Origin of the sequence: Rhodococcus sp. ARP2, assembly GCF_001029585.1 — a bacterium.
In the GTDB taxonomy this organism is placed as follows: domain Bacteria; phylum Actinomycetota; class Actinomycetes; order Mycobacteriales; family Mycobacteriaceae; genus Rhodococcus_F; species Rhodococcus_F erythropolis.
Window position 1 is genome coordinate 1 of the sequence record NZ_LEKE01000114.1, and the last position, 16,523, is coordinate 16,523.

The 16,523-nt window shown below is 62.9% G+C and carries 14 protein-coding genes and 1 pseudogene; 9 read left to right on the forward strand and 6 right to left on the reverse strand.

Translation table 11 applies throughout. The features are described 5' to 3' along the window. Nucleotides 1–114: pseudogene (locus tag ABX74_RS30255) on the reverse strand (HNH endonuclease); the annotation flags it as partial. 96 nt (nt 115–210) lie between these two features. Next, on the reverse strand, nt 211–1,701 hold the full coding sequence (locus tag ABX74_RS28040; RefSeq protein WP_047890208.1) for an acetyl-CoA acetyltransferase: 1,491 nt from the start codon (nt 1,699–1,701) through the stop codon (nt 211–213). 139 nt (nt 1,702–1,840) lie between these two features. Here ABX74_RS28040 and ABX74_RS28045 point away from each other — a divergent pair, with 139 nt between their 5' ends. Then, a complete protein-coding gene (locus ABX74_RS28045) occupies nt 1,841–2,665 on the forward strand; it encodes a helix-turn-helix domain-containing protein (protein ID WP_003946247.1) in 825 nt (274 codons plus the stop codon). A 43-nt stretch (nt 2,666–2,708) separates the two neighbouring features. On the opposite strand, the gene ABX74_RS28050 is transcribed toward ABX74_RS28045, so the two are convergent. After that, nucleotides 2,709–4,466, reverse strand: a complete 1,758-nt coding sequence (locus ABX74_RS28050; protein ID WP_047890209.1) for an ABC transporter ATP-binding protein — start codon at nt 4,464–4,466, stop codon at nt 2,709–2,711. Next, nucleotides 4,463–6,121, reverse strand: coding sequence for an ABC transporter ATP-binding protein (locus ABX74_RS28055; protein WP_223258035.1), 1,659 nt, complete (start codon nt 6,119–6,121; stop codon nt 4,463–4,465). The genes ABX74_RS28050 and ABX74_RS28055 overlap by 4 nt, the downstream gene beginning before the upstream one ends. Nucleotides 6,122–6,379: 258 nt before the next feature. On the opposite strand from ABX74_RS28055, the gene ABX74_RS28060 reads away from it, so the two are divergent. From ABX74_RS28060 to ABX74_RS28080, 5 genes are read left to right on the forward strand one after another with little or no spacing between them, the layout of a single operon-like run. Further along, nucleotides 6,380–7,267: a siderophore-interacting protein gene (locus tag ABX74_RS28060; protein WP_223258036.1), complete on the forward strand. Its 888-nt coding sequence runs from the start codon at nt 6,380–6,382 to the stop codon at nt 7,265–7,267. Beyond that, nucleotides 7,264–8,391, forward strand: coding sequence for a Fe(3+)-siderophore ABC transporter permease (locus tag ABX74_RS28065; protein ID WP_020970315.1), 1,128 nt, complete (start codon nt 7,264–7,266; stop codon nt 8,389–8,391). The genes ABX74_RS28060 and ABX74_RS28065 overlap by 4 nt, the downstream gene beginning before the upstream one ends. Next, nucleotides 8,388–9,437: an iron-enterobactin ABC transporter permease gene (gene fepG / locus ABX74_RS28070; protein ID WP_019744683.1), complete on the forward strand. Its 1,050-nt coding sequence runs from the start codon at nt 8,388–8,390 to the stop codon at nt 9,435–9,437. Before ABX74_RS28065 ends, fepG begins: the two co-directional genes overlap by 4 nt. Before the next feature lie 23 nt (nt 9,438–9,460). Then, nucleotides 9,461–10,312 carry an ABC transporter ATP-binding protein gene (locus ABX74_RS28075; protein ID WP_223258037.1) on the forward strand — a complete coding sequence of 284 codons (852 nt, stop codon included), beginning with the start codon at nt 9,461–9,463 and terminating at the stop codon, nt 10,310–10,312. Then, entirely contained in the window at nt 10,309–11,349 is a 1,041-nt protein-coding gene (locus ABX74_RS28080) for an ABC transporter substrate-binding protein (RefSeq protein WP_047890212.1), read from the forward strand. The genes ABX74_RS28075 and ABX74_RS28080 overlap by 4 nt, the downstream gene beginning before the upstream one ends. 1 nt (nt 11,350) lies before the next feature. Here ABX74_RS28080 and ABX74_RS28085 read toward each other — a convergent pair whose 3' ends face one another. Together ABX74_RS28085 and ABX74_RS28090 are read right to left on the reverse strand one after the other, a co-directional pair. Continuing rightward, nucleotides 11,351–12,325 carry an ABC transporter substrate-binding protein gene (locus tag ABX74_RS28085; RefSeq protein WP_047890213.1) on the reverse strand — a complete coding sequence of 325 codons (975 nt, stop codon included), beginning with the start codon at nt 12,323–12,325 and terminating at the stop codon, nt 11,351–11,353. A 71-nt stretch (nt 12,326–12,396) separates the two neighbouring features. Then, the gene (locus ABX74_RS28090; RefSeq protein WP_047890214.1) at nt 12,397–13,035 is read right to left on the reverse strand and encodes a TetR/AcrR family transcriptional regulator; all 639 of its coding nucleotides are present in this window, start codon (nt 13,033–13,035) and stop codon (nt 12,397–12,399) included. A gap of 84 nt (nt 13,036–13,119) precedes the next feature. Here ABX74_RS28090 and ABX74_RS28095 point away from each other — a divergent pair, with 84 nt between their 5' ends. From ABX74_RS28095 to ABX74_RS28105, 3 genes are all read left to right on the forward strand, one after another. Then, nucleotides 13,120–14,502 carry an MFS transporter gene (locus tag ABX74_RS28095; protein ID WP_047890218.1) on the forward strand — a complete coding sequence of 461 codons (1,383 nt, stop codon included), beginning with the start codon at nt 13,120–13,122 and terminating at the stop codon, nt 14,500–14,502. Nucleotides 14,503–14,557: 55 nt separating this feature from the next. Then, nucleotides 14,558–15,427 (forward strand): ABC transporter substrate-binding protein, encoded by an 870-nt coding sequence (locus ABX74_RS28100; RefSeq protein ID WP_047890215.1) that lies wholly within the window; start codon nt 14,558–14,560, stop codon nt 15,425–15,427. Continuing rightward, nucleotides 15,424–16,523 (forward strand): ABC transporter transmembrane domain-containing protein (locus ABX74_RS28105; RefSeq protein ID WP_223258038.1); only part of this gene is annotated, 1,100 nt, incomplete at its 3' end. The genes ABX74_RS28100 and ABX74_RS28105, both read left to right, overlap by 4 nt.

Consider the following 16,523-nt stretch of genomic DNA (forward strand, 5'->3'; position numbering starts at 1 on the left):
CGCCCGCCGCTGCGGCACCGTCGCTGTTCTTACTTCCTTACCGCAGTCGAGCGGAACACCGTTCTCATCCAACAAGATCCGCGTCACGGTGCAGTCGCACGCCAGCATCCGATCGGCGGGAACAGTCCGCCCACCGCGGCGTGAATCGCGACAACTGAAGACGTGAGCGCCGGGGCACAAACATGCCCCGGTGCTCACGGCTGTCGACCGTCAGAACGTGAGCGTGAGCTTCCCGTTCTCGTCGCTGATATGAACGGTCCGCCCGATCGCCGCCGGGTTGTCACCGCGAAGCTGGGTCAGTTCGGCGGCATTCTCGGGACCGGTGTGACCGGCGACACGGCCGCCGTCCGGCGTTGTTGCAATCACGAACCCGATCTCAGGTTCGCCAGTGCGACCGTATTCGACAGAGGCAGTGACGATTTCCGCAGTGCCCTGGTAATCGGTGATCAGTTCCGGAGGCTCCGCGGTTAAAGCGCGCGCGTCGGGATCACCGACGTACCCGTCGGCATGAGCGGCGGCCGACAGCAGTACGCAGTGCTGGTATGTGAGGAATCCACCGTTGGCGTGGACGAGGGCAAGGTTCGCGCCCTCGCGAATTCGCCTGGTGACTTCAGCGACGGAATGCAGGGTGTAGCTGTTGAGCGGTCCGCCGAAGAACGAGTGACCTCCGGTGACGCTTGGGATCGCGGTATCGGGAAGTCCGAGTTCGCGGATCAACAGCTTGGGCACGATCGGGAAGCAGCTGTAGGCATCGACGATGTCGAGTGCGTCGGCGCCGACTCCGGCACCATCGAGTGCGCGATGTACGGCGTCATGCATCGCGGCCGAGCTGTCGAAGCTGTTGCGGCTGAGGATGTCCAACGGATCACTCGCACCAGCGCCGCCCCAGAGGTACACCAGTTTGCTTTCATCGATCCCGAACTCGCGGGCCGTCGACAACGAGCAGACGACAACGGCCGCAGCCTGATTGACGAAGGGCATGGCGTTGAGCATCAGCGGGTACGGCTCGGAGACCATCCGATTGCCAGGTCCGACGGTGCCGATCTCGTCTGCCGATCGGATCTCCGACGTCCAGGAGGCGGGATTCTTCGATGCCAGTTCCGAGAATGCGGCGTACATCTTCGCGGACCAGGCGAGCGATTCGCGGCCGCCGTGGCCCTCGGAAGCACTGAAACAGTTCTCGAAGAGCGGGTAGACGCGCGTCGGCACGATGAAACCGGCGCGCTGCATTTCAGGGCTTCCCAGGTCGGCCGGATCGAATCCGGGAGGCCCACCGGGCGCAGCGGTCCACCCGATCGAGTCGGGAGCGACTCCGGACTTTCGCAGCGCGGTGCTGCTGGCGTGCGATTCGCCGCCCACGAGCAGAGCAGCCGAGGATTCACCGCGAGCGATGGCCGCGCCGATCCGATCGAGGAGTGCCGCCGGCCAGTGGCCACCGATCGGCGAGGTAGAGGTGACAGTGGGGGTCGCGCCTAATCGTGAGGCAAGCAGCCCGGGGAGATCGTCGTACGACCAGCTGACCGTCTTGATCGCGAACACGGAATCGATCTGTGTTCCCAGCTCAGCGCGTCCACTGTCGTTCAATGCGGCGACGGTGGCGTCGTGAATCAAGTCAAGAGGTTCGCGGTGCCCGTCGGCAGGATTCCAGCGCAGATCGCCGACGCCGACGATGACCGGGATTCGTGATGCGTCAACCATCATGTACCTCTCGTTGCCGACCCGTAGCCGGGAGTTGCAGTCACGATATCGGGGACCCTGGTATGTGTAACTCTGGGGTCACAGTCAACAATTTTCGGGTTCCTATTTAGGTATGCCTAACGAAAGTCCTATACTCGTCTTCATGACAGCTGTGGCAGAGAGAATTTCGGTGCCCGTGGGGCCGCGTTCCATCGATCACCCCTACTCGATGACAACGGTGACTCTGAAGCTCTCTCATCAGCGGCAGTGGGCCCCGCATCGTCATCCTGAACATGAGCTGATCTGGGGAAACTCCGGTGGAATGCTCACCGTTGTTGCCGACGGCATCACTTGGGAGGTGCCGCCTTCGGCCGGACTGTGGCTGCCTGCCGGTGCGTTGCATGCCGTGAAGGCGGGCCCAGGTACCGAGTTCTTCTGCACGTACTTCCGGCCTGAGGCGCACGCCGCGCCGTCGGGTGTTCCGGGCTTGTTCGGTGTCAGCGCTCTCCTGCGTGAGGTACTCCTGCACATGCATCGGCGGAACATGCCCGACGAGGCGCGCAGTCGCGCCGAGCGGGTGGCCTTCGACATGTTGCAGCCGCTCGAAGTTGCTGCGGTGGAGGTTCCGATGCCGACCGATCCGCGAGCGTTGTTCGTTGCCGAAGCGTTGGTCGCCAATCCGGCAGACCAGCGGTCGCTGTCCGAATGGGCGCTGACGGCCGGCGGTAGCGTCCGTACGCTGACGCGTGTGTTCGCTCAGGGTACGGGAATGACCTTTGCACAGTGGCGAATTCAGGTTCGAGTCCGCGCAGCACTGACGTACCTGGCTGCTGGCGTGCCGGTTTCGGTTGTCAGTAGGCGGGTCGGATACGAGACTCCGAGTGCTTTTGTCGCAGTGTTCCGCCGGGTCACCGGCCGGACACCCGGCAGCATGATGAACAAGGGGAGCGTGGCTCCCGAATCGGTGCCGTATCTCCTGCACGCTTGAGTTGGGTTGCACCGGGCGGAAGTGCCCGGTGCAACTGTCGCGATCAACGCCGCGGCGCGGACCACGCTTCCCACAGTTCCGCGTACCGACCCCCGATGTTGACCAACTCGTCGTGAGAGCCGTGCTCGACGACGCGGCCGTCGTCCATCACCAGGATCTGATCGGCGTCGACGGCCTGTGAGAGTCGGTGTGCCACTGTGACAGCAGTGCGACCCCGGGTCAGAGCCAGAGCGGCATCGTCGAGGACCTTGGCTCCGGCGCTGCCCGCTTCGGCGGTCGCCTCGTCGAGAATCAGCAGCGGCGGATCCAGTAATTCGATTCTTGCCAACGCAAGTTGTTGTGCCTGTGTTGCGGTCAGCCGGTGTCCACCGTCTCCGACGACGGTTTCGAGTCCGTCCGGGAGTGCCCGCAACCAATCGGAGGCGCCGACGGTTTCGAGCGCTGCGATGATGTCGCTGTCGGTGGCCGACGGGTCGGCCAGCCGCAGATCCTCGGCCAACGTGCCGGCAAAGACGTGGACCTCCTGGGTCACGAGGGCCACCGCGCTCCGAGAGGCCGACGGTGGCAGTTCGTTCCGGGGCACCGTCCCGATCTTCACGACGCCTTCGGTCGGTTCGTAGGTCCCCGCGACCAGTTTTGCGACTGTCGATTTTCCGGCTCCGGTAGCGCCGACGAGTGCCGTGACGGTTCCTGCCGAAAGGGTGATGTCGATGTCTCGCAGAACAGGAGCGTCGCCGCTTCGGTACGAGAACGTGACACGTTCCAAAGTCGCCGAGCTGTCGACAGGTTCCTGCGGATCGGTCGGTGCGGATGGCACGGGCGCAAGGGTGACTCCGACCAGGCGAGCCAACGCGATTGTGCCTTCCTGTAATTCGTCGAACACGCTGAGAACCGCGCCCACCGGATCGAAGAGGCGGTGGAAGAACAGGGCTGCGGCGGTGGCGGCGCCGATGCTGATCTGACCGTCCTTCACCAGCCAGAAGCCGGTGATCAGCACAGCGGACAGGCCGATGTACTCCGCGATGTTGAGCCGGCCGAAGAACCTGGTGCGTAGACGCGTGGTCAACAGGCTCAGGCGGACGGCGGCCATCGATCGAGATTCGATCTGTTCGAGATGCGGCTGGGCCAGGCGAAGCGATCCGACGGTGTCGGAGTTGCTCAGCGAGTCCAGGAGCTGTTGCGCACGTGCACCTTCCGCCTCTCGCTCCTCGCGGTAGACCGGTGCAGACCTCGAGAGGTACCAGCGCAGCGCCTGGATCTGGATGGGTGCCGCGATCACCGCGGCGACGGCGAATCTCCAATCGAGGCTACCCAATCCGATCAGCGTCAACACGATGGTCAGTGCCGCGGTGGCAAAAACCGGAAGTGCTTCGGATACGGCCCGAGTCACCAACCGCACGTCGCCGGTGATGCGGGAGACCAGGTCTCCGCGCCCGGCGCGTTCGACGTCGCTCTGCGGAAGGTCGAGAACCCGGACGACAACTTCTTCGCGAAGGTCGGCGACAACGCGCTCGCCGACGCCGGCGAGTAGGTAGTTGCTCACTCCGACGAGAAGTGACGAGGCAACTGCGATGCCGACCAACGCGAGAGTCAGTGTGCCGATGCGAGAGACAGCGTCGCCGTCTCCGTCGGTCACGGCGTCGACCATGGCGCCGAGGACCAGCGGTGTGAGCAGACCTATCGCGGTCGCGGCGGTCAGGGTGACGACTGCTGCGATCGCGGAGATCCGGTGGGGTCCCATCAACCGAAGTGCCGCGCGGCGCGCTTGTTTCGGTGTTGCGGTGGGGAGTAGTTCGTTCACAGCTCGATCACCCGATCGCAGATATCGAGCAGCACTGGGCTGCTGGTCAGAAGTATTGTGGCGTGCGCCCCGCGTACCTCGGCGATCCCGCGAGCAATGCGCGCTTCGGTGACGGAGTCGACGGCAGTGGTGGGATCGTGCAGCACCAGGACGGGCGCTTCGCTCGCCAGTGCCCTCGCCAACGCGATGCGCTGACGCTGTCCGCCGGACAAAGAATTCCCTTGCTCGGTGACTCGGGTGGCGAGGCCGAGCGGCAGTGCCGAGATCACTTGATCTGCGGCGGCCGCGGCGATGGCCTCGTCGTTGCGGCGACCGATCGGTGCGAGGGCGTCGATGTTGTCGCCGACTGTTCCTATGAACAGTGCCGCGTCGTGCGGTGCTGCCAGAACATGAGTGCGAAGTTCGTCGATGTGCAGCTCGTGAATGGCGTTGTCGCCGAGATGAATTGTTCCGCTCGAAGGCTCGATTCGACGCGCCAGTGCGTCGACCAACGCATCCGCCCACGCCGCATTCTCGGTGACGATGCCGATGATCTCGCCGCGTTTGACGTCGAGATCGACTGGTGACGCTCCGGCCAACACGACGTCGCGCAGCGTCAGGAACTCGGAGTGATTCAGGGGCACAGGTGCACCCGCGGGAGTCACAGCCTCGGTGGTCCCGAGAAGTGCTGCGACGCGGTTGGCGGAAGCACGCGCCCGTGCCAGGCCGGCGCCGAAGTAGATGATGTCGATCAACGGACCGCGAAGGAACTGTGCCAGACCCACCACGGCAACGAATTCACCGACCGAGATGCTCCCGGACGCTGCCATCCGTCCACCCACGTACGCGATGACGGCGAGGAAAGCGCCGGCGATCGCAACATTGGCGGCGGAGTACATCGCTTGGTATCTCTGTGCGCGAAGGGTTGCTTCCAACGAAGTCCGGCTGGCTCCCCGATACCGCTGCGCTGCAGCATCTCCGGCGCCGATGCCGGCGAGGATTCGAAGTCCGGAGAGTAGATCTGCGGCCAGGGCACCGGCCTTGGCGCCCTGCCATTGATCGGTCTCGGCTCGGCGTTCGAGCGGTCGACTGACCAACTGCATGAGAGCCAGCACCGGGGGCGTACCGAGAATGACGAGCAGGCCGAGTGGCACCGAGATCACCAGAAGCGAAATCGCGGCGGTCAGCACTCCACAGGCGGCCGCAAGTTTTGTGCTCAGCGTGTGTGTGAATCCGGCCACCGAACCCGCGTCGGATGTTGCAATCGAGTAGACCTCGCCAGGCATGCGCCGCGGCGACATGCCGTGCGGATCGAGGCCTCGGCGCGCGATGTCCATCCGCAAGCGATGCGCACCGTGCTCAGTGACGGAATCGGAGATGCGTGCAGCGAAGCGCCAACTGAGCAACAAGCCGGTGAAGAGAATTCCGAGAACGAGGATCCACTTTCCGAGTGCGGCGGCATCGCTGGTCGCCACAGCCCGGTCGATCACCGCACCGATCACTACCGGCACCAACGCTTCCGCGACCTGGTGGCCGGTGAAGCCGACGGACGCCGCCGCCAGCTTGGCTCCGCGACCTTCGGAAGCGATCGCGCGTGTGATTACCTGGCGCGGCGTGATCGCCTGGCCGGTTGGGGGACCGTTTGTCTCGGCCGAAAGAAGTGGTGTCGAAGGCACTGGGTCCACGCTAGGGATCGTGGGCGGTAGTCAGAAGTCACACTGGTGCCAATACTTGTCGTGAACAGGCCATATGTATTGCGTTGGCCGAATTGCGATAGTAGTTGGCCCCGTTGCAGCGGAGAAGGCATCGACTCATCGACGACACTGCAATAAATTAAGGTCTACCTTACTTAGCGCGGGTTAACTATGTCCGGAAGTCGGATTTGATCCTCGTGTTCGGGTCGGGTTCATGTTCCATCGATGTTGGAGATTGTTGTGAGTCTTGTGTTCGGCGAGGTACTTCACAAGGAGTACGTGACCCCGGGAATGGTTCGTATCGTGTTCGGTGGGGAGGAGCTGACCGCCTTCGAAACCACCGGTACCGGTGACGAATACCTGCGCCTCCACTTCCCGGTCCCGGCTACAGGCGAGTTCGTTCTACCGGCGGAAGATCCGGACGCACCGCGCGGTTGGCGGTACCCGGAGGGCGAGGAACCGTCCCCGTGCCAGCCGTACACCGTGCGACGGTTCGATGCCGAAACCAGCCGAATGACAATCGACTTCGTGGTTCACGAGGGCGGAATCGCCAGCGACTGGGCGAAGAAAGCCGAGATCGGTGACAAGTTGGCGATCGGCGAGTCTCGTGGCCTCTACGAGCCGCCGGCCGACGCACGCTGGCAGGTATTCGTCGCCGACGCAACCGGACTCCCCGCACTCGGTCGTCTGATCGAACAGTTGCCGGCCGGCATGTCGGCCAAGGCGATCGTCGAGGTGGTGGACGAGTCGCACAAGCAGCAGATCACCTCGGACGCCGACGTCGAGTTCATCTGGCTGGTCGGCAGTGGCAACGGTGTTGCACCGTCGAAGCTGCCGGACGCGGTTCGCGCGATGAACCTGCCCACTGAACTCGGATACGTGTGGGTGGCAGGCGAGAGCACCATGCTCCGTGACATCCGCAAGTACCTTCGCCACGAACTCAAGTTGCCGGGTGAGCAGTACAAGGTCATCGGCTACTGGACCTACAAGGCAGAGGTCTGGAACGCGAAGTACGAGGCCCTCGACGAGAGTGTCCGCGCGGCACTCGATGCGGCCTGGGAATCGGACCGCGACGAGGAAGAGATTCGCGACGAGGTCGAGAAGACTCTAGAGAGCGCCGGCTTGTGACCGTTGGATTAGACAAGAGTGCCGTCGACCAGAGTGCGGCTGACGAGAGAGCCGTCGACAAACACACCGAAGAACTGATCGACGAGTCGCTGCAAGAGAAGCAGAAGCAACCGGACGGCCTGGTATCGACCAACTCTCGTCGTATGGCGGGTCTTCTGGTGTGCCTGGTGGTGCTCGCCGCCGTGCTCCTTCTGAGCATTGCGGTGGGATCGAAGACCATTCCGTTCGGCACGGTCATCGACGCGCTGGTGAACTACGACGACTCGAACGATCACGTGATCATCCGTGACCTGCGGCTGCCGCGTACTCTGCTCGGTCTGATCGTCGGCATGGCGCTCGGCGTGGCCGGTGGCCTCATCCAGGCGATGACACGAAATCCCTTGGCTGACCCCGGAATTCTCGGTGTCAATGCCGGCGCAGGCTTTGCGATGGTTGTTGCCGTCGCGGTCTTCGGCCTGACCAGCATCTGGTCGTACATCTGGTTCGCGTTCCTCGGAGCGGTGATAGCCACGGCGATCGTCTACACGCTGGGCTCGATCGGCCGAGGTGGTGCGACGCCCATTCGGCTGACGCTGGCCGGTGTTGCCATCGGCTCCGTGCTCGGCGGCATCTCGTCCGGCATCACCTTGCTCAACCCGACCGCCTTCGACCAGATGCGCCAGTGGAATGCCGGCTCACTCAGCGGACGTTCGTTGGAAATCGTTCTGGCCGTTGCCCCCTTCATTCTCATCGGGCTCTTCCTGGCGCTCGCGTTGGCGCGCCAACTCAACGCCGTGGCCTTGGGTGACGATCTGGCACGTTCGCTCGGTGCCAACATCACTCGTACTCGTATCCTCGGTGTCATCGCGGTGACCTTGCTGTGTGGCGCAGCGACAGCGGCGGCCGGGCCGATCGGATTCGTCGGTTTGATGGTTCCGCACGTCGCGAGATGGTTCGTCGGACCGGATCAGCGATGGATTCTCCCGTACACATTGGTGTGCTCGCCGATTCTTCTTCTCTTCTCCGACGTCGTCGGCCGAATCGTGCTGCGCCCGGGTGAACTTCAGGTCGGCATCGTCACGGCATTCATCGGAGCTCCGGTGCTGATCATGCTGGTGCGTCGAAGCAAGGTGAGCGGTCTGTGAGCATCGATTTCGGGCGCCCCACCACGGTGGTGCGCTCACCCAAAGAAGGCTGGTCCGCGCGGATCGACGTCCGCACGGTCACGGTCTGTCTCATCCTCGTTGCGCTTGCACTGGCGATCGGCGTCATCGCCCTCGGTAGTGGTGACTACCAGGTGCCGATCGGGGACGTCCTCGGCGCACTGTTCGGCGAGGCTCCCGCGCGTATCCACATGGTTGTCGTGGAATGGCGTCTGCCCCGAGTTCTGTTGGCGCTGATGCTCGGTGCGGCACTCGGCATGAGCGGTGCGATCTTCCAATCGCTCACCAGGAACCCGTTGGGTAGCCCAGACATCATCGGCTTCAACTCCGGTGCGTACACGGGCGCTCTTGTGGTCATCCTCCTCATCGGTGGTACTTACTACGAGATCGCAGTCGGTGCTCTGGTGGGCGGAATCGCGACCGCAGCAGTGGTTTACCTCCTTGCGTACAAGCGTGGTGTGCAGGGATTCCGGTTGATCATCGTCGGTATCGCCATCAGTGCGATGTTGGGCTCGGTCAACACCTGGATGATTCTCAAGGCGAAGCTTGACGACGCCATGGCCGCCGCAGTGTGGGGTGCCGGTTCGTTGAACGGTCTCGGCTGGACTCAGGTGTGGCCGGTGGTCGTCGTGCTGGCCATCCTCGTTCCGCTGATCCTGGTGTTGGGCAGGCGGATGCAGATGCTCGAGATGGGCGACGACGCCGCCAAGGCGCTCGGCGTCCGGGCCGAACCCACGCGGCTTTCCCTGGTTGTTCTGGGTGTCGCTCTGACGGCCATGGTGACAGCAGCGGCCGGACCGATCGGGTTCGTCTCGCTGGCGGCTCCGCAATTGGTGAGGCGATTGACCGGTAGTGCCGGAGTGACCCTGCTGCCGTCGGCAGCAATGGGTGGCGCGTTGTTGATGGTCAGCGACTGGGTGGCGCAGCGAGCTTTTGCACCGACACAGTTGCCGGTCGGCGTGGTCACCGTCTCCATCGGTGGCATCTATTTTGTATGGCTTCTCGCGCGAGAGGCCCGTAAGCAGTGATCGGTGAAGGAACGAGGAACAGCGTGAACGAGGCAAGTGTGGCGGGCGTCGTGGCTGAGAAGACGAATCGGCTTCGCGCCGAGGACGTCACGATCGGGTACGACAAGCGCGTCATCTCGGAGCACCTCGACGTCGAGATCCCCGACGGTGGCTTCACCGTCATCGTCGGTCCCAACGCCTGCGGCAAGTCGACACTTCTGCGTGCGTTGTCCCGGTTGCTCAAGCCGACCACCGGCAAGGTTCTTCTCGACGGCAAAGCGATCACGTCGTACCCGGCCAAGGAAGTTGCGAGGCGGCTCGGGCTTCTGCCGCAGACGTCGATCGCCCCGGACGGTATCAAGGTCGCCGATCTGGTTGCGCGAGGACGTTATCCGCATCAGAAGCTGATCCGTCAGTGGTCGCGAGAGGACGAGGCCGCCGTCATCAAGGCGATGGAGGCAACCAAGGTCACGGATCTGTCGGCAAGGCCGGTCGACGAACTGTCCGGTGGTCAGCGCCAACGTGTCTGGGTCGCGATGGTTCTCGCGCAGCAGACTCCGTTGGTGCTGCTGGACGAGCCGACGACGTTCCTCGACATCGCCCATCAGATCGAGCTTCTGGAGTTGTGCCGCGATCTGAACGAGAACGACGGGCACACGCTGGTGGCTGTGCTTCACGATCTCAATCACGCGTGCCGCTACGGAACTCACATCATCGCGATGAAGGACGGCGCGGTGGTCGCCGAAGGCCCGCCCGCGGAAATCATCACCGAAGAACTGGTGCAGGAGGTGTTCGGCATGGCGTGCCGCATCATCGACGATCCGGTTTCCCACACACCACTTGTCATTCCGCTGGGACGCGAGCGTCAGCGAAACATCGAAGGAGCAAAGGTATGACACTCGTCTTGGATACGCAGGTCACCGATTCGGAGTGGGCTCAGATCGTCGACCGCATTTCACGGCGCCGATTCTTCGGTGGCGCAGCCGGTGTGGCTGCAGCACTGGCGTTGAGTGCGTGTGGAACTTCCGATGCCGAGTCGGACTCGGCCAGTGACACTCTCCCGTACACGTGGGGCGAGTTCAGCGGCGACGTTCCGCGCGACCCCAAGCGCGTTGTGGTGCTGGACGGCCGCGTCGACCTCGAATTCGCGATGATGATGGACTACCCGATCGTCGGTTCGGGGAACTTCTGGTTCCCCGATGCCAAGGCAGGATTTCAGTTTCCCGGCCGCACCATCGAGGACGCGAGCTTCGTCAACGTAGCCGGCGATTTCTCCACCAATTTCGAGGCTCTGCTCGCTCTCGAGCCCGATCTGATCGTCATCACTGCGATCGGCTACACGAGCGACTGGTACGGCACCGAGCGCTTGTCTTCGATCGCGCCGCTGTTGGTCGTCGGCGACGACGTCGAACCGATCGCCGGACACCCGGTCGACTGGCGAGGTGCGCTGATGGCGCAGGCGAGCCAACTCGACCGTGTGGCAATCGCCGAGGCTTCCATCGCGGAGTACGACGACAAGCTCGCGAGACTGCGACCCATGTTGCAGGAGAAGCTGGGCGGAAAGAAAATCGTATTCGGCGTTCAGACGCCGACCGGATTCCTTGTGCATCAGCGGAATCTGCGGATCAGTGTTGCGATCGATGCCGGCCTGGACGTGCTTTTCCGTGACGACGACAATGCAGAGAACTCGTTCGAGTTGTCGTTCGAGCAACTCGACACCTTGGCTCCGGCGGATGTGATCATCGCCCAAGCTCGCGATCAGGAAGCACTCGACACGATCAAGACGCAGCCGACATGGCAGCGGTTGCCTGCAGTTCAAGCGGGCAACGTGTTGACCAGCGACGCGCGATACAACCAAGGATTTGCGCTCACCGCGGCCATCTTCCTCGACGTTCTCGAGGAAGCGGCCGGGCGAATCACTGCTGGGCAGTAATTCAGGCGACGTTGCGGGCCTGGTCGAGTAGTTGTGCAACCTGCTCGAACCAGGCGCCGTAATTGGCGTAGGTGTTGGGACGCTTGTCGTCGAAGTCGATCACCTGGTTCGCGGTCACCGCGGGCAGCTTGACGAACACGGGTGATTCTGCGAATGCTTCTGCCGACTTCGCGAACTGGAACACGATGTCCGCCGGGTAATCCGGGACCTGCTCCCAGCTGAGGTCGGCCCAGCCTTTGTCGCCTCCCGGTCCGGTGAACTTCACACCGAGTTCTTTCAGATAACCGAACTGGGCGAGCGCCGTTGTGCCTGCGTACAACTCGGAGCTGTCACCGTTCAGGGCGAGGACTTCGATGTCGTCGACCTTGGCCGCGGCAGTTCGGATGCGCTCTGCACCGGATTCGAATGCTTCCTTGCCCTCGCGTGCTGCGGCTGTGTCGGTGTTCCCGCCGAGAGCTTCGGCGAGTGCGGCGTATTCGCTCAACACGTCCGGTGTCGAGGCTCCGGAGAACTTGACGCCGACAAACGGTGCAACATTGTTGACGGTGTTGCCCATCGGCTCGTCCCACCAAGTCCATCGCGTCGGGTCGTCGCTGTTGCCGTACCCGATGACGAGGTCGGGGTCCAGTGCCGCAAGTGCTTCCGCGCTGAGTTCGCCTTCACGGCCGACGACCGTCATGGTCGACTCGTCGGCATGATCGGTGACGTCGGGATTGCCGACGCCGTAACCGAAGATGCCGACCGGCCGAATACCGTAGTCCCACAGCGCCGCAGCGGAATACGCGTCGACGACGATCCGCTTCGGGGCGTGATCGAGGGTGATCGTGTTTCCGTATCCCGTTGTGTAACTCCAGGACTGGTCGGCAGATCTGGTCTCGGTAGAAGGTGATGCGTCGCTACTTCCGCAACCGGTGAGTAGGAGTGCGGCGACGGCGGGTAGTGCGGCGAATCCGGCGAACCGGCGGGTGAGTTTCATGAAAACCTTCCGAACATGGCGAACTAAGCTAGGTAAGCCTAACCTGATGTTCTGTTCGGGTGTTCTCCGGGTCAGGCGCCCTGCCACATCTGAAGCCATTCGCTCCAGGATGGGGGAGTGATCGACGGTTGAGGTGTTCCGCCACGAAGTCCGTCGAGCATGAAATCGAGATAACGCGTGTGTATTTCGGTGGCTCGATCGCCCTCGATCGGCAGAGTCGGCCGCAGATGCACTGTCATGAGCATGACGTCTGCAGCAGTGAAGCCGGGCGGGACTTCGCGAGCGTCGACGCAGACGTCGACCATGGATTGCAAGGCGGCCTCCAATTCTTCGGCGGCACGAGTGACTTCGGCGTGTTCAGGCAACCTGCCGCCGAGGACCGGAATGAGCGGTCCCACCGATTCGGTGAGATATCGCGAGAAGAACGTCTTCAATACGGCTTCATCGGTTTTCGCGGTGCTCACGCACTCTCGGGCAAGGGTGGCGAGGTGATCGATCGCCCAGACGCGCAGGGATTGCGCCAGTTCCTCCTTGCCTCGGTATCGGCGATAGATGCTGCCGACGCCCACTCCGGCCCGTGCGGCAATCGCCGATACCGGTGCATTCCAACCCTGTTCGGCAAAAATCTCGCGCGCTGCTCGCAGCACGGTGACGTCGTTGTCTGCGGCTTCTCGGGCGCGTCCGGGGAGGCTCGCATTCTCTTTCGCCATTCCCACAGGCTAGCAATGCGTGGTTTACTCAATCGGAACGGAGTGTTCCGTTCCGATTCGATTCATGATTGGAGGAAGGTGTCGATGACGACCTTGGCAGAGGCGCCCACGCGATCCGGGAGCCGGGTGATCGCAGCCCTGGCTGGAGCGGTACTCGTCTACTCGCTCATGCAGACCATGCTGGTACCGGCGTTGCCGGTGTTGGGTGAGCATTTCGACACGTCCGTGGCGGTGACCGGGTGGATTCTTACGTCCTATCTGTTGGCGGCCGCGGTGATGGCTCCGATCGTCGGGGCAATGGGTGACCGGTTCGGCGACAAGCGAGTTCTGGTGATCGTTCTGATCATCTTTGCCCTCGCCACATTCGCCGCCGCGGCAGCGCCGAACATCGGGGTGCTGCTCGTCGTTCGGGCCGTCCAGGGAGTGAGTATGGCGAGCTTCCCGCTCGCGATGGCAGTGCTGCGGAGAACGGTAGTGGGCGCCGAGTTGTCTTCGGGGATAGGTTGGCTCGCTGGGACTTTGGGAATCGGTGCCGGAAGTGCACTGGTGATCGGCGGTGTCATTCTCGAGTATCTCAGTTGGCAGTGGTTGTTCGTGATCACCGGGATCTTGATCGTGCTCGCATTGGTCGCGGTGGTGGCCGTGGTTCCGGGTTCGCATCGCCGGCCGGGTATGCCGACGGACTGGGCCGGTGCCGGAGCACTGGCGTTCGGGTTGGTGAGCCTGCTCCTGGCGATCACCAAAGCCTCCGACTGGGGAGTTCTGTCGCTCGGATTCTGGGGTCTGGTTGTAATCGCGTTAGTTTCGTTCGCGACACTGATTGCCGTCGATTCCCGCCACGACGCGCCGATTGTCGACATGCGAGTCTTTCGGGACAAGCCGATGATGATCACCAGCGCACTCACTCTGGTGTTCGGATTCGTGCCGTACATCTTTTACCTCTGCCTGCCGCGGATCCTCCAGGCGCCGGACACGTCCACGTACGGAAGCGGATTCACTGTCGTGCAGACCGGGTTGGCGCTCTTGCCTGCCGCTGTACTCGTCTTTCTCGGCGGGCGTTTGACGCCGGCTCTCGCGCGGCGATACGGGCCGCGAGTACCGGCGGTGACAGCGCTGGCACTCATGGCGACGGGCGCGATCGGACTCGCAATCTGGCCGAGTTCGGTGGTTGCGATCGTGCTGTTCTTCTCCCTCGTCGGGTTGGGGAACGGCGTGGGGTTCGCGGTCTGTGCTCTGTTGGTTGCTTCGATCGTGCCGCCATCGGAGATGGCAGCGGCCAGTGGTGTCAACAGCGTGATCAGGACCGTGGGATCGGCGGTGGGTGCGCCGGTGACCACAGCAGTCCTGGCGATCGGTATTTCCGGTGATTCGTTCGGAGCGGCGTTCGTGATGGGCGCAGTCATCAGTGTTGTCGCGTGTCTGCCGGCGTTTGCACTTCCGGTGACGAGGGCTGCACAAACGGCTTGAGTTATTGTAGGCTCCCCTAATCGAGACAGTGTGTAACTAAAGCAGGGAGAGAAGGATGCGGCAGCAGTGGGTCGCACTGGACGAGTTCGCAGCACTCAACGCGCTCACGCTCGGGGTCAAGCCCGATACGGTCTTTGCCACCCTGCAATCACAGGCGGCGAAGGAGATCTTGCAGAGCGAGGGCATAGAGGTCGTCGACAAACCGACGTTCTTCGAGTCACCCGATATCGAACAGATCGCAGCAGTCGATCCTGACAGAATCCTGCTCAGTGACGTCGGGTCGCTGACGTCGATCACGGCTCAGGCCAACGAGATTGCCCCGACGACGGTGCTCGCCTATGCGGCGCCGTGGCGCGAAGTTCTGAATACCGCGGCGACTGCACTGGGTCGAGAGTCCGAAGCTCACGAAATCGTGTCGAGGCTCGAGACCAAATTTGCCGAAGTATCCGGAACGGTCGAGGCGCAACCGCAGGCGTTGTCCGTGCTGGTGGGATTCTCCGGCGGCATCTACACCGTCATCCCACAGTCGCCGATGTCCTCGATGATCGAGGAAGCCGGTTTCAGGCGTCCACAAGCCGAACTCGACGCGAAGATCGGACCGAACACAGGTGTTGCCACGTCTTCGGTGTCGGGCGAGGAGGTCGGGCAGCACGCGGCGGACGCGATGGTCGTGACCTCGGGAAACATCTACGACGGCGCACTGGTACACGCAAATCCGTTGTTCAACGAGATCCCTGCGGTGCAGGCCGGGCGCACGGCAGACGTCAGCGGCGAACTCTGGTTCGGCAGTTATCCCTTCGCGGTCTACTGGATCCTCGAAGACCTCGAGGCACTTGCCGATCGCACACTCACCGGCGCGGAGCTCCAAGGACGCATCGCATCCGACGCCGACGCAGTTACCCGATGGAAGGCGTTCTCGAAATGACGACGACACAGGCCACGAAAGCAGACATTTCATCTGAAGAGGCCGACGTATCACAAGGAGCGGCGGCCGAAGCCTCGCAAGCCAAAGCTGAAGCGGCGGCGCACAAGAGCGCGCTTCGCGAACTCCTCGCTCCAGTGCGCACGCGGACCACCATCGCGATGGTGATGCAGGTGATCGCCGCGGTCGCCGCCATCGTGCCGTACGTGGCCATCGCCGAACTGGGTAAGACGCTGATCGTGGGCGGTGACGTCGACTCGTCCCGTGTCTGGACGATCGTGTGGGTGGTCGTCTTCGGTCTGGGTATGCGTGCGTTCTTCGGAGGCGGTGCGTTGATCGTGACGCACTTCGCCGATGTGAATCTGCAGGCGGTGCTGCGGCGTCGAATCGCAGCGACTCTCGGTCGACTTCCCCTGGGCTGGTTCACCTCCCACTCGTCCGGAACCGTGCGCAAAGCCGCGCAGAACGACATCTCCGATCTCCATTACCTGGTTGCGCACAGCGCCGTCGAGACCACCGGAGCCATCGCAGTGCCGCTCGTCGGACTCGGCTACGTGATCTCGATCGACTGGCGTCTGGGATTGGTCGCGATTGCCACGCTCCCGATCTACATGATCGCCTACGCGATGATGACCAAGGACATGGCCGTCAAGATGAGCCGGATGAATGAGGGCATCGCGGCCATCAGCAACACCATCGTCGAGTTCGTCACCGGTATCGCAGTGGTCAAGACCTTCGGTCAGGACAAGCAGTCACACTCCCGGTACCGCGACGCCGCCAAGGCATTTGCACTCTCGTACGAGGGCTGGGTTCGCCCGATGCTTCGGACCGAGGCGCTGGCCTCGATTGCATTGAGCGCACCGGTAGTGCTGGTGGTCAACCTTGGTCTCGGCTCGTGGTTCGTCCACTCCGGATGGGTGTCACCCATCGATGTGCTGACTAGTTCTCTTGTCGCGATGGTGATTCCGGTGTCGGTGACGACCATCGGTTTCGGTATGCAGGCTCGCCGAGAGGCAGCCGCCGCTGCGGCGCGACTGATTGCGCTGTTCTCGACCGAGGCGCTGCCGGAAACCGATCATCCGAAAAGTCCCGTGGGGAA

Coding starts and splice junctions, on each gene's coding strand:
- ABX74_RS28040 (WP_047890208.1), bottom strand. CDS start 1,701: ATGATGGTTGACGCATCACGAATCCCGGTCATCGTCGGCGTCGGCGAT.
- ABX74_RS28045 (WP_003946247.1), top strand. CDS start 1,841: ATGACAGCTGTGGCAGAGAGAATTTCGGTGCCCGTGGGGCCGCGTTCC.
- ABX74_RS28080 (WP_047890212.1), top strand. CDS start 10,309: ATGACACTCGTCTTGGATACGCAGGTCACCGATTCGGAGTGGGCTCAG.
- ABX74_RS28085 (WP_047890213.1), bottom strand. CDS start 12,325: ATGAAACTCACCCGCCGGTTCGCCGGATTCGCCGCACTACCCGCCGTC.
- ABX74_RS28090 (WP_047890214.1), bottom strand. CDS start 13,035: ATGGCGAAAGAGAATGCGAGCCTCCCCGGACGCGCCCGAGAAGCCGCA.
- ABX74_RS28095 (WP_047890218.1), top strand. CDS start 13,120: ATGACGACCTTGGCAGAGGCGCCCACGCGATCCGGGAGCCGGGTGATC.
- ABX74_RS28100 (WP_047890215.1), top strand. CDS start 14,558: ATGCGGCAGCAGTGGGTCGCACTGGACGAGTTCGCAGCACTCAACGCG.